The 12,449-nt window shown below is 63.8% G+C and carries 11 protein-coding genes; 6 read left to right on the forward strand and 5 right to left on the reverse strand.

All coding sequences use genetic code 11. The annotated features are described in order from the left end of the window. Positions 1-78 precede the first annotated feature (78 nt). Positions 79-564: an Lrp/AsnC family transcriptional regulator gene (locus tag AC6I6L_RS18820; RefSeq protein WP_497919306.1), complete on the forward strand. Its 486-nt coding sequence runs from the start codon at positions 79-81 to the stop codon at positions 562-564. After that, positions 561-1,718 carry a pyridoxal phosphate-dependent aminotransferase gene (locus AC6I6L_RS18825; RefSeq protein WP_497919307.1) on the forward strand — a complete coding sequence of 386 codons (1,158 nt, stop codon included), beginning with the start codon at positions 561-563 and terminating at the stop codon, positions 1,716-1,718. Before AC6I6L_RS18820 ends, AC6I6L_RS18825 begins: the two co-directional genes overlap by 4 nt. A 171-nt stretch (positions 1,719-1,889) precedes the next feature. On the opposite strand, the gene AC6I6L_RS18830 is transcribed toward AC6I6L_RS18825, so the two are convergent. Beyond that, positions 1,890-2,084 carry a hypothetical protein gene (locus AC6I6L_RS18830; protein WP_497919308.1) on the reverse strand — a complete coding sequence of 65 codons (195 nt, stop codon included), beginning with the start codon at positions 2,082-2,084 and terminating at the stop codon, positions 1,890-1,892. A gap of 249 nt (positions 2,085-2,333) precedes the next feature. Between AC6I6L_RS18830 and AC6I6L_RS18835 the strand changes: the two genes are divergently transcribed. Continuing rightward, positions 2,334-4,220, forward strand: a complete 1,887-nt coding sequence (locus tag AC6I6L_RS18835; RefSeq protein ID WP_497919309.1) for a PAS domain-containing sensor histidine kinase — start codon at positions 2,334-2,336, stop codon at positions 4,218-4,220. Positions 4,221-4,290: 70 nt separating this feature from the next. On the opposite strand, the gene AC6I6L_RS18840 is transcribed toward AC6I6L_RS18835, so the two are convergent. Next, positions 4,291-4,878: a response regulator transcription factor gene (locus AC6I6L_RS18840; RefSeq protein ID WP_497919310.1), complete on the reverse strand. Its 588-nt coding sequence runs from the start codon at positions 4,876-4,878 to the stop codon at positions 4,291-4,293. 125 nt (positions 4,879-5,003) lie between these two features. Next, positions 5,004-7,202 (reverse strand): phosphoribosylformylglycinamidine synthase subunit PurL, encoded by a 2,199-nt coding sequence (purL, locus tag AC6I6L_RS18845; RefSeq protein ID WP_497919311.1) that lies wholly within the window; start codon positions 7,200-7,202, stop codon positions 5,004-5,006. Between the two features lie 310 nt (positions 7,203-7,512). On the opposite strand from purL, the gene AC6I6L_RS18850 reads away from it, so the two are divergent. The 3 genes from AC6I6L_RS18850 to AC6I6L_RS18860 all read left to right on the forward strand — a co-directional run bounded on the left by AC6I6L_RS18850 (position 7,513) and on the right by AC6I6L_RS18860 (position 10,875). Then, positions 7,513-8,970, forward strand: coding sequence for a hypothetical protein (locus AC6I6L_RS18850; protein ID WP_497919312.1), 1,458 nt, complete (start codon positions 7,513-7,515; stop codon positions 8,968-8,970). Between the two features lie 115 nt (positions 8,971-9,085). After that, complete coding sequence (locus tag AC6I6L_RS18855) at positions 9,086-9,772, forward strand: PHP domain-containing protein (protein ID WP_497919313.1); 687 nt, start codon at positions 9,086-9,088, stop codon at positions 9,770-9,772. Further along, positions 9,769-10,875: an asparagine synthase C-terminal domain-containing protein gene (locus tag AC6I6L_RS18860; RefSeq protein ID WP_497919314.1), complete on the forward strand. Its 1,107-nt coding sequence runs from the start codon at positions 9,769-9,771 to the stop codon at positions 10,873-10,875. The genes AC6I6L_RS18855 and AC6I6L_RS18860 overlap by 4 nt, the downstream gene beginning before the upstream one ends. On the opposite strand, the gene AC6I6L_RS18865 is transcribed toward AC6I6L_RS18860, so the two are convergent. Beyond that, a complete protein-coding gene (locus AC6I6L_RS18865) occupies positions 10,872-11,963 on the reverse strand; it encodes an Mrp/NBP35 family ATP-binding protein (protein WP_497919315.1) in 1,092 nt (363 codons plus the stop codon). The genes AC6I6L_RS18860 and AC6I6L_RS18865 overlap by 4 nt on opposite strands. A 133-nt stretch (positions 11,964-12,096) precedes the next feature. Further along, on the reverse strand, positions 12,097-12,405 hold the full coding sequence (locus AC6I6L_RS18870; RefSeq protein WP_497919316.1) for a hypothetical protein: 309 nt from the start codon (positions 12,403-12,405) through the stop codon (positions 12,097-12,099). Positions 12,406-12,449 lie beyond the last annotated feature (44 nt).

The raw sequence follows: 12,449 nt of genomic DNA on the forward strand, positions 1-12,449 counted from the left end.
CGCCCGATCGTCGACGGGCGTTCCCTGTGAGCGATCGACAACGGTAGAACTTTACTCGCGCTCGCGTTTCCCGTTGATATGAGCGAACGCGAGGTGCTCGAGTTGCTTCGAGAGAACGCGCGCTACTCCACGGCCGACATCGCGCGAATGACCGACCTCGAGACCGACGAGGTCGAGGCAGTCATCGACGAACTCGAAGCAGCAGGCGTCGTCCGGGGCTATCAGCCCGTCGTCGACTGGGACAAACTGGAAGACGAACGCGTCCGTGCCGAGGTCGAGTTGAACGTCCGACTCGATCGCGAAACGGGCTACAGCGACATCGCAGCACGCCTCGCACGATTCCCGCAGGTCAAAGCGTTGCGGCTGGTCAGCGGCGACTACGACTTCGATATGGAGGTCGAGGGCGACTCGATCCGGGAAGTGTCACAGTTCGTCAGCGAAAAGGTCGCGCCCGTTCCCGAGATCACGCAGACGGTTACCCACTACGTGATGACCTCCTACAAGGAACAGGGGATCGAACTCGGTGACGGCGAGGACGACGACCGCCTCTCGTTTTCACCATGACGATCGAGCTGTCAGATCGCGTGAAACAGGTGCCACCGTCGGGAATCCGCCGGTTCTTCGAGATCGCCGAGGAACGCGACGAGGTCATTTCACTCGGCGTCGGGGAACCGGATTTCTCGACGCCCTGGGCCGCACGCGACGCCGCGATCACGTCCCTCGAGCAGGGGAAGACCTCCTACACCGCAAACCGCGGCAAGCGAGAGCTTCGGGAGGCGATCGCAGAGTACGTCGCCGATCGGTTCGACCTCGGCTACGATCCCGCCGAGGAGATCATCGTCACCGCCGGCGCGAGCGAAGCCGTCGACCTCGCGTTCCGGGCGTTCGTCGATCCCGGCGATACCGTTGCGATCGCCCAGCCCTCCTACATCTCGTACGAACCGGGCGTCATCTTCGCCGGCGGCGAGGTCCTGCCCGTGCCAACCAAAAAGGAAGACGATTTTCGCCTGACCGTCGAGGGTCTCGAGGAGGCCGGCGCGGCCGACGCGGACGTACTCGTCATCTGCTACCCGAACAACCCGACGGGGGCGATCATGCGCGAGGACGATCTCGCCCCGATCGCCGACTACGCCTGCGAGCACGATCTCACGGTCTTTTCCGACGAGATCTACGCCGAACTGACCTACGACGGCGACCACACGTCGATCGCCACGTTCGAGGGGATGCGCGAGCGAACGATCGTCTTCAACGGGTTCTCGAAGGCCCACGCGATGACCGGCCTTCGGCTCGGCTACGCGCTGGGTCCCGCACACGCGATCGGCGCGATGAACAAAATTCACCAGTACGCGATGCTGTCGGCCCCGACGACGGCCCAGTACGCGGCGCTCGAGGCTCTCGACTCCTGTGACGGTGAGGTCCGGGAGATGGTCGACCAGTACGATCGGCGTCGCCGGTTCGTGCTCTCGCGCTTTCGCGAGATCGGGATGGACGTCTTCGAGGCGAAGGGTGCGTTCTACTGTTTCCCCGAGGTTCCAGCGGGCGTTAGCGCCGAAGCGTTCGCTGAGGGCGTCCTCCGTGAGCAGGGGGTCGCCGTCGTGCCGGGGGACGTCTTCGGCGCAGGCGGCGAGGGCCACCTCCGGATCTCGTATGCGACGGGTCTCGAGGACCTCAAAGAAGCGTTGAGACGAATCGAAGCCTTCGTCGACGAACACGCCTGAACGGCCGAAATAGAGTCCTCGTCTATCGAATTGCTGTCTCGACCGAGGACGGTCAATCCGGCGCTGATATCATAGGGAGTATCGTAGGAATTCATAGTTTCCCTCTGAAGAACCGAGACACAGCGCCGAAGGCCCGGTTTCGAGACCTCCAGTTGGCTACGATAATCCCTATCAGTTGGACAGGAGTTGTACTGGAGAGGTATCGGCGATCGACTGAAGGAGTGCGAGTGACAGGAGCACGAGCGAGCCTGCGAGGACGGGATACTGGACGTACCACGCCGATTCCGCGAGGACGAGAATCCCCATGACGAGCATCGCCATTCCCGTAGTCAGGAGCACGACCCAGACATTATTTTCAGTATCCATGTGCGAATACATAGCGAGTATTCATATTAAATATTTCCCTACGGACAGTGCGTCGGACGGTTTGGACGGCAGAGCGCGACTGGACCGAACGGATCGATCGGTAACGCCTGTAGGCGAAACTGCTGGCCACGACACTCAAATACCGGCCTCGAGAAGGGAAGAGTATCGACAGTCATCGATGACTCTCACGGGAGGACACTCCACTCACACGAGCGGCGAGTGCGATCCGCGACGAGGAGGTGTCTAGCCGTGCCTGCACGATCGGTGCCGGTCGTCGATCGGGTGACGGACGCGTTCTTCGCACTCGATACCGACTTTCGATTTACGTATCTCAACGCCCGTGCGGAAACGCTGCTAGAGCGCTCCCGCGAGGAGTTACTCGGCCGGGTGATGTGGGACGAGTTCCCCGAAACCGTCGAGACGCAGTTTCCGGACGGCTTCCACCGGGCGATGGACGAACAGGTCTCCGTCTCCTTCGATATCTATCACGCCCGCCTCGAAACCTGGTTCGAGACGCAGGCCTACCCCTCCGCGACCGGTCTCTCGGTCTACATGCGCGACGTTACCGAGCGAAAACGACAAGAGACGACGATCGCCCAGCACGCGGCCGTCGTCGAAGCCGTCCACGACGGGGTCATAACCCTCGCCCGAAACCGGAAGATCGTCTCGGTAAACGAAGCCCTGGAGTCGCTTCTGGGCGTCGATCGAGAGACACTGATCGGCAAGCACGTCGAAGTCGTCACCGAGTTAGCGGCGATCGACGACGAGGCGACGCTCTCGATCGGCAGTGCAATCACCGACGTCGACGTCGGAAACGCCGACAGACGGAACCTCGAAGTCGCCTTCACCGACGCCGACGGAACCGATCGAATGGGGGAGTTCCGAATCGTCCCGATCGAAGACAGGCGGGCGACCGTCGCGGTCGTTATTCGCGACGTCACCGACCAGCACGAGTACGAACGCGTCGTCACGTCCCTCCACGAAATCACGCGCTGGCTGCTCGAATCCGACGATCCGGAGGAGATCTGTGCGATCGCCGTCCACGCCGGCAGCGACTTACTCGAGTTTCCTATCAGCGGCGTCTGGCTGCTCGACGACGAGCGCGGGTACCTCGATCCGGTCGCCGGCACCGCCGGCGCACACGAGGAGTTCGGCGGCCTCCCTCGGTTTCATTCCGGTGAGGGACTCGTCTGGAGGGTGTTCGAGTCCGGAGAGATCGATCGATTCGATGATCTCCAGACCGTACCGGACCTGTACAATCCGGATTCGACGATCCGTTCCGAAATCATCGCACCCATCGGGACCCACGGCGTGCTCATGACCGGCTCTCGAGAGCCACACCAGTTTGGCGAGACCGACGTCGATCTGCTCTCGACGCTCGTCGAAAATACGCGGGCCGCGCTCGATCGAGCCGACCGGGAACGCGTGCTTCGAGACCGAACCAGCGAACTCGAACGCCAGACAGAACGGCTCGAGTCCGTCGCCGAAATCCTCTCGGGCGAACTCAAACAGCAACTCGAAACGGTGTCCGAGGCGCTCGAGGACGATCCGGACGACGAGTGGGAGTTTCCGCTCGCAGAGGATTCCGTCGACACCACCCTCGACAGGGCCGAGTCGATCGTCGACGACGTTCGAGAGTTCGCCCGAAACGCCGCTACCGTCGGGATTCGGAGCCGAATCGACCTCGGATCGGCGATCGAAACAGCCATCGCCGGGTCTCGACTGGACGAGGGTTCGATCGTCCTCGACCAGCCGGCGACGTTGCGCGCCGACCCCGACAGGTTCGTCAACCTGCTTCAAACAGCCTTCGACAACGCCGAGGCGCGATCGGAGGACGACGTAACTATTCAGGTCGGACTCGTCGGGTTCGAGAGCGTCGGCGACGCCGGCGGTTCGCGCGGATTCTTCTTGCTCGACGACGGGGCCGAAATTCCACCGACAGCTCACGAACAAGTCCTCGATCCGGCGACCGACGACGATACCGCGATCGATGGACTCGGGTTAGCGCTCGTGCGGGCGATCGCTGAGGCTCACGACTGGACGGTTTCGGTCGGCGGTGGCACGAACGGCGGGACGCGGATCGAGATTCGGAACGTCACAACACTCGAGGCGAGCGACGAGTTCGCCTCGCAGTAAGCGTCTTGCCGGTCTCGGCGGTGGGGTTCGCTGATCGGCGGAAGAATCTCACGTATCGGCGGACTCGCTGTCACTCCTCGACGATCGTCTCCCGGGTGATATCCTGACAGATCCGTCGGTAGCCGTCGCCGTCGAGAAGTTCCGCCATCGTATCGGCGACCTGCGTTCTGAGGACCGCCAGCCGGTCTTCGAGTTCGACGTACTCCTGGCTGGTCTTGAGTTCGGCGTCGGTTTTCTGGGCGTCGAGCAGCGCCTTCTTTGAGGCGAGCGCGAAAAATTCCTGTAGTTGCTCGTCGTAGGTCGACCGAAGGGTGAGCTGGTCGATAATCGAATGGAGTTCGTCCTTCGAGACGGGCTTGACGAGGTAATCGTCGAATCCCATCCCGATGATGTCGAAATCGGGCTCGACCGCAGTCACCATCGCGACCCGACAGTCGAGTCCGCGCTCGCGGATCGTATCGAGCACCGTGTCGCCCGACAATCCCGGCATTCGTCGATCGAGCAAGACGACGTCGATACTCTCGTCGATCGCGTCGATCGCTTCGGTGCCGTCGTACGCCGTTTCGACGTTACACCCGTCACCGAGCCATGCGGCGTACAGGTTCGCCAGATCGGGCTCGTCTTCGACGATCAGGACGGACGGGTGAGTGTCAGTCATCGAGAGAGACCTCCAAATTTCGGTTCGTTGGAGGGTTGGACCGAAAGTATATCAAAATACCGGGCGATCCGCACCGAACGGGCCAGACCGACACCGCAGTAGTCCGATTCCGAGCAGAGAATCAGCTACTCGAGTGCGTGCTCGATCGTCGCGCGCCAGTCACGGATGGATTCGGCGTCGGTCGCGATCGTCTCCCCACCAGCGCCGATCGTAAGCGTCCCGTCGGCCGTCGCTGACCCGAGTTCGGAGACCGGCACGTCTTCACCCAGCGCGTCACGGACGGCGTCGGGGGAGTCCGTCTGGACGATCGCCCGACCCGGCTGTTCGTGGAACAGTGCGGCCGTCGGATCGTCGCCTGGAATCGTAACGTCGAGACCAGCGTCGTCGGTGACCATCTCGGCCAGCGTGACGGCGAGTCCGCCGTGGCTGACGTCGTGGACCGCGAGCGTCGACTCGTCGGCGGCAACGGCTGCCAGCCCCTCGACGAGGCCTGCAGGATCGTCGGGTAGCGCCGGGAACCGATCGCTGCCGTCGAACTGAGCGAGGTACTCGGAGCCGCCGAGGCGGATGTCACCGGTTTCGAGACCGAGATCCCCGACGAGCAACACCGTTCCCTCCGGTTCGACCGAACACGGCGGCGCGTCGTAGCCGGCTTTCGTTCCGACCATCGCGAGCGTCGGCGTCGGCGGAATCGGACCCGCGACGGAATCGTTGTACAGCGAAACGTTGCCGCCGACGACCGGCGTCGACAGCGTTTCGCACATATCCGCGAGTCCGTCGACGATCCCCTTGAACCCGCCGTACACGTCCGGCTTCTCGGGGTTCCCGCCGTTCAGACAGTCGACCGCGGCCAGCGGCGTCGCGCCTTTGGCCGCGATGTTCGTCGCATTTTCGAGGGCGATCGCGCGCGCACCCTCGTAGGGCGCAGCGGCCGTCCAGTTCGGTGTGGCACCCGAGGAGATCGCCAGCCCCTGTTCGGCTTCCCTGATGGCCAGAATAGCCGCGTCGTCGCCGGGACCGACGCTCGTTCGCGCGCCGACCTCGTGGTCGTACTGGCGGTAGACCCACCGCTTCGAGGCCGTGTTCGGACTCGAAACGATCGTCTCGAAGGCCTCGTCGAGATCCGCATCCGGAAGGGCGGTTTCGGGTTGGTCCGGCTCCTCGCTCGGAAGGTCGTTCATTGGTGCACCCTCGCCGAGGAAGTGTGCGTCGACATCGACGACCGTCTCGCCTTCAAATTCGCAGACGTAGTTGCCGTCGGTGACCTCGCCGATGACCGAGCAGCCGAGATCGAACCGGTCTACGATCTGGCGAACGCGATCGACGTTCGCCGGCTCGACTTCGTAACACATCCGCTCTTGAGACTCCGCGAGCAGGATTTCGAGAGCGGACATGTTCGGCTCGCGCTGGTGGACCCGTTCGAGTTCGATGTGGGCGCCGAGACCACCTTTGGCGACCAGTTCGCTCGACGCGCCGCCGAGTCCGGCCGCACCGAGGTCGCGGGCGGATTCGATCAGTCCCTCCTCGATGAGCACTTCGTTCGCCTCGATGAGCAGTTTCTCCGCGTAGGGGTCGCCGACCTGTACCGCGGGTCGGTCTTCGGTTTCTGCGTCCTCCGCGAGGTCTTCGCTCGCGAAACTCGCCCCGCCGAGGCCGTCCCGGCCGGTCGCGTTTCCGACGAGGACCAGTTTGTTTCCGGGCTCCTGTGCGACCGCCGTCACGAGCCGGTCTTCGTCCGTGAGGCCGACGCAGGCGACGTTTACCAGCGGGTTCCCCTCGTAGTCGGGGTGAAAGTCGACGCTACCCGCGACCGTGGGGACGCCGATACAGTTGCCGTAATGGCTAATCCCCTCGACGACTCCCTCGAAGAGGTACTTCGAGTGTTCGCGATCGAACTCGCCAAAGTACAGCGAGTCCGCGAGCGCGATCGGATAGGCCCCCATCGAGAGCGTGTCCCGAACGATGCCGCCGACGCCGGTCGCGGCCCCGTCGAACGGATCGACGTACGAGGGGTGGTTGTGGCTCTCGATACCCATCGTAATGTACGTGCGTGCGCTGTCTCCGTTCTCGTTCCCATCCTCGCCCTCGTCCGTGCTCTCGCTCTCGTCCGCAGCGTTCCCGGGGAGGGCAACGACCGCCGCGTCGTCACCCGGTCCGATGACGACCTGGTCGCCCTCGCTCGAAAAGGCTGAGAGCAACGGTCTCGAGGAGCGGTACGCGCAGTGCTCACTCCAGAGGTTCTCGAACAGCGCCGCCTCCGCCGGGGACGGCTCTCGTCCCAGTTCCTCGACGACGAGTTCGCGATCCGAATCGGCAAGACTCATTCATGTCGGTGGTGGAAGTCGGGTAGTAAAGGGGTTTCTATGTACACGTTCGTGTATCGAACCGGATGGGTCGATCGTCCGGTCGATCGAACACGTCGCCCCGACTACGGGCCGACGATCGAACGAAGGGACCCACTGGAAGCTCGTTCCGTCCTCGTTACTGCGAGTATCGGGGTCATTTACTACCAACGGCGTTCGTCGATCCTACGGGTACGATGGCTGTCCCGGTTCCCGCCCCCTTCCGACCCTCCACCCCCCACGCAGACCGTACAGCAGACGATCGTTCCTCGCTCGAAGCAGGAGGAACTGCGTGAGGGCGATTACCGTCCTCTCGGTCGTCGTCGCGATCGTCGCCGGCAGCATCGCCGGCGTACTTCCCCCCGGCATTTCTGGAGTCGCCACGGCGACGGTACCGCCCCAGCACGCGACGGACGCGTACGTCGTCGAGCAAGGCGAGTTCTGCCAGCAGATCGAGCCTCTCGAAACGGACGGCTCGGTCGAGTCGTTCTACGACTACCGAAATCACGAGACCCACCCCACGGAGGTCGATCGGTTGTACAGTTCCTACGGGACGAGACAGCTTCAGGCGGACGATACGAGCCTGCTAATGCTCCACGAGGGACCAGACGGCATGAGCCTCGTGGTCGTCCACGATCGACTCGACGGCGACACCAGCGGCGGGGTCGTCTCGTTCGACGTCGTCGGCACCCCGGAAGACGCCGAGTGGGTCGTCAAAGACGACAAGTACGACGGGGAAACGAATATGGCCGAGTGGTACGGCGGCGACGGCTGGCTCGGTGCCTCCTGGATCTGGACTGACGCCCGAACCGACGGCGGCGCGATCCGGGGCGGTCTCGACGAGTCGTTCGCCGTGACCGTCCAGCCGGCGTTCAACGAGGCGTCGCCGTTTTACGACAACGACGATCTGCACGATCCCGACTGGCACGGAGACGGGAGAATCGATCGCTGGGAGGTCCTTTCTGGAGACAGCGAGGACCCTGACCGGACGGACCTGCCCTCGCTCGACGAGCCGGTAACGATCCGTACCGGGACCTGTGACGGCCCCACGGTGACGTACGATCGGGTCGACGGAGAGATCACTGCCACCGTTGGCGATGCAAGCGATGGCGGCGAAGACGGCGGACTTCGGCCGGTAGCCGGTTCGAGCGACGCCGTTCGGTTCGAGAGCATCGAACTGACCGGTGTCGATCCGGCCGTCACGTTCACCGTCGAGACGGACTCCACCGACGACCGACCGGCCGTTCCCGACAATGTCGAGGAACTCTCGGAACTGCGCGTTTCGAGCGAGCAGTCCGACGTCTCGGGAACCGTCATCTTCAGCGTCGCAGCCGATCGATTGCAGGCCGACAGGGTCGACCCGACCGAGATATCGCTCTACGAGACCGACGGCAACGGCTGGGAGGAGTCCCCCGTCGAACTCCGGGGCCTCTCCGACGGACTGTACGAGTACGAGGCGAACGTGACGGCGATCGACCGACTGACGGTCGGTTTCGAGCCGAAATCCGCGTCAGACGATGCGTTTGATCCGGACGGCGGCGGCCCCCCTGGGACGAACGATACCGACACCGAAAGCGGGAGCAGTCACGGAGAAGACACCTCCCTGCAGGGTGAATCAGAGTCGGCGGACGAAACCGGTTCAACCACCGAGACGACGGATTCTCTCTCCGGATTCGGTCTCGCGATCGGCGGCCTCGCTGTCGCCCTCCTGATCGGGGTTGCGCTGGCGGCGAACCGGCGATCGGGCTGACGATCGTTCGGCGGCCACCGGCCCCCGGCGGCCACTGCTGTTTGGGTTTGCGGTCGTTTTCGTCTCCAGCCGCCGGACCGAGGCGTTTTTCTTCGGGCCAACGAAACGTACGCTCGTGCTGTCGGTCGAACTCCACGTACACTCGTCGCTGTCGTACGACGGTCGCGACTCGGTCGAACTCATCTTAGAACAGGCCGAGGCCGTCGGGCTGGACGCGATCGCCGTCACCGACCACGACGAGATCGACGCGAGTCTCGAGGTCGTCGAGCGCGCCCCCGAATACGGGCTGGTCGCCATTCCCGGCATCGAGATTTCGAGCAAGGCGGGCCACGTACTGGGTCTCGGCGTCGAGGAGGCCGTCCCGCCCGGCCTTTCGTTCGAGTCGACGATCGACGCGATACACGAACAGGGAGGAATCGCCGTCATCCCGCACCCGTTCCAGGAATCTCGCCACGGCGTGATGGCCCGAATCAGCCGCGACCAACTCGCGCTGGGCGACGCGATCGAGGTCTATAATTCACGACTTTTGACAGGTCGAGCAAATAGACAGGCAGAACGGTTTGCCCGGAGCCGGGGCCTTCCGATGACCGCCGGCAGCGACGCCCACATCAGCGAGATGGTCGGCCAGGCCGTCACCCGCGTCGACGCCGACGACCGGTCCGCTGACGCAATTCTCGACGCGATCCGTGAGGGAAAAACGTCCGTCGAAGGGAAGCGAACGCCGTGGCACATCAGCTTCCGCCAGTTCGGCGGCGGCGTCACGAGGCGCATCAGAAACGTCGCACTGGGGTTGTTCCGATGACGCTTCGCGGCGGCGATCGAGCCCGCATCCGCGAGGCGATCGAGTCAGGCGATCCGCTCCCAGGAACGACTGGGTTTTCCGGGCTAGTAGACGGCCGCCTCGTTCGCGACGTGCTCGGTCGCGAGCCGCTGTTCGTCGACCGCGACGCCGTACCGCTGGCGGCAGACGGATGGTGGGCGTTCGAACCCGGAACGCTCGACGATCCGGTCCCGATACCCGCCGGCTCGATCGTTGGTCCCGACGAATCCGAACCAACACGACACTGGTCGCTTCCCGACCCCGAGCCCGAACGCGATCGAGAGGCGGCACTGGACCGTCTCCGTCAGGCGATCGAAACGGCCGCAACCGACGTTCAGAGCGAGGACCGCGATGTTGCGGTTGCCTTTTCCGGAGGCGTCGACTCGGCGCTCGTTGCCGAACTGCTCGACGGGCCGCTGTACGTCGTTGGGTTTCCGGACAGTCACGACGTCGATGCCGCGCGTACGGCCGCGGATGCGATGGGGCGTGACCTCACCGTCGTCGACCTCGAACCTGCCGACCTCGAACGCGCCGTCCCCGAGGTCGCACGAGCGATCGGGCGGACGAACGCGATGGACATCCAGATCGCGCTGCCGCTCTATCTGGCCGGCGAGCGGGTCGCCGCCGACGGCTTCGACGCGCTCGCGGTCGGCCAGGGGGCCGACGAACTGTTCGGCGGGTACGAGAAGGTCGTTCGGCTCGATCATCGCGTCGAAGCCGAGACCGTTCGCGGCGCGGTTCGCGAGCAAATCCGGAGTCTCCCGGAGCAATTGCCCAGAGACGTGCTCACGCTTCGCACAGCCGGCGTCGAGCCGGTGGCACCGCTACTCCACGATGCCGTTGTCGACGCCGCGCTTCGGTTGCCCGACACATTGCTGGCCGATGATACACGGCGAAAGCGAGGGTTCCGACTCGTCGCGGCCGAGTACCTTCCCGACGAAGTCGCCGGACGCGACAAAAAGGCCGTCCAGTACGGCAGCCTCGTCGCTCGCGAACTCGATCGACTCGCGAGGCAGGCCGGCTACAAACGCCGGATGGACGACCACGTCACGACGTACGTCGAGTCGCTGCTCGCGGACGCCTAATCTTCCGTCTCGGTCGGCAGTTTATTCTCCGGTTCGCCGCCCTTGTGTTTGGCGACCGTCCGACGGTTGACCTCGCCAATTCGGTCGGCCGTCTCGGCGACGAACTCCTCGAGCGTTTCCTGTACCGGGCTTCGATCGTCCTTGACGAGCGCGCCTTCGCTCCCCTCGGCCCCGAAGTCCGGGTGGATCGGAATCTGACCGAGCAGCGGGATGTCGTATTTGTCGACGATCTGTTTGGCCCCCTCGGTTCCAAAGAGGCTGTACTCCTTGCCGGTGTCGGGCGCGACGAAGGTACTCATGTTTTCGACGACGCCCAGAACGGGCGTGTCGTGTTTGTTGAACATCTGAATCCCCTTGCGGGTGTCGTCGAGTGCCATCTCCTGGGGCGTCGTGACGACGACGGCTCCGGTGACGGGCATCGACTGCAGGAGGTTCAGGGTTGCGTCGCCGGTCCCGGGCGGCAGGTCCACGATGAGGTAGTCGAGCCGACCCCACTCGACGCCGTCGAGGAACTTCATCATGAACTTGTTGACCATCGGCCCGCGCAAAATTGCGGGGTCGTCGTCGTTTTCCATCATAAATCCCATGCTGATGATTCGCACGCCGTCCGATCGCGGCGGGACGATGTCCTCGCTCGGCGTCACCCCGGGTTCGCTCTCGACGGGCAGAATCCGTGGGATGTTTGGGCCGTGAATGTCGGCGTCGAGCAGGCCGACCATCGCTCCGCGATTTTCGAGTCCGGCCGCGAGATTGGCCGCAACCGTCGTCTTGCCGACGCCGCCTTTCCCGGAGGAGACGGCGATGACGTTTCTAACCCGCGGGAGGACTTCGTCGTCGAACCCGTGTTCCGCGCCGGCCTGGGCGCGAAGATCGGCCTGGAGGCCGACCTCGTCGCACAGTTCTCGAATCCTGTTGCCCAGTTCCATCTCCGAGGGCGCATACGGCGCGTTGAACGCGAGCGAGATCCGCGCGGTCTCGTCGTCGATCGTGACGTCGTTGACCAGTCCGAGCGAGACGATGTCCTCGCCGATGTCGGGGTCCGTAATCTCCTCGAGTTTGATTGTGAGTTCGTGTTCGGTAATACTCATAGTACGTCGGAATCCGTTGGCGGAAGTAAGGGATCGAAGCGGGATACGTGTGATGGTTCGACCGCCGAACGCCGACGCGTAGGGGGACCGATCGCTGAGCGAAGCGCGGACGACCTGTCCCGAACCACGCCGCCTAGGGCCCGGGCGACGTTATCGGCTCCGGCAGTCCGCCGTAGAACACGATTCCGATCAAGAGCGTCAGAATCAACATCCCGATCCACATCTGGGCCGTGATCCCGACGAGATACGAGACGCCGAGGAGGCCGGTTTTCGTATCCCGCGGGGTTCCGAGAAACCACGCTGCGACCATCACGTACACCGGGACCAGAACAACGCCGAAAATGAGCCAGGTCCCCGTGTTCGGAAATCCGGTGAGCCCTTCGGTCCCCTCGTACCCGTGGTAGAGAACCCACGCGCAGACGGTAGTGACTGGGTTATACACAGTCCATCGATCACCAACCACGCTAGTGACCGTTTACCATGAAT

The sequence above is a fragment of the Halosolutus sp. DAT137 genome, assembly GCF_059736405.1.

What these genes read in the sequence shown, in the direction of transcription:
- AC6I6L_RS18820 (WP_497919306.1), top strand. Translation starts at nt 79, where the DNA reads ATGAGCGAACGCGAGGTGCTCGAGTTGCTTCGAGAGAACGCGCGCTAC.
- AC6I6L_RS18825 (WP_497919307.1), top strand. Translation starts at nt 561, where the DNA reads ATGACGATCGAGCTGTCAGATCGCGTGAAACAGGTGCCACCGTCGGGA.
- AC6I6L_RS18830 (WP_497919308.1), bottom strand. Translation starts at nt 2,084, where the DNA reads ATGGATACTGAAAATAATGTCTGGGTCGTGCTCCTGACTACGGGAATG.
- AC6I6L_RS18840 (WP_497919310.1), bottom strand. Translation starts at nt 4,878, where the DNA reads ATGACTGACACTCACCCGTCCGTCCTGATCGTCGAAGACGAGCCCGAT.
- purL (WP_497919311.1), bottom strand. Translation starts at nt 7,202, where the DNA reads ATGAGTCTTGCCGATTCGGATCGCGAACTCGTCGTCGAGGAACTGGGA.
- AC6I6L_RS18860 (WP_497919314.1), top strand. Translation starts at nt 9,769, where the DNA reads ATGACGCTTCGCGGCGGCGATCGAGCCCGCATCCGCGAGGCGATCGAG.
- AC6I6L_RS18865 (WP_497919315.1), bottom strand. Translation starts at nt 11,963, where the DNA reads ATGAGTATTACCGAACACGAACTCACAATCAAACTCGAGGAGATTACG.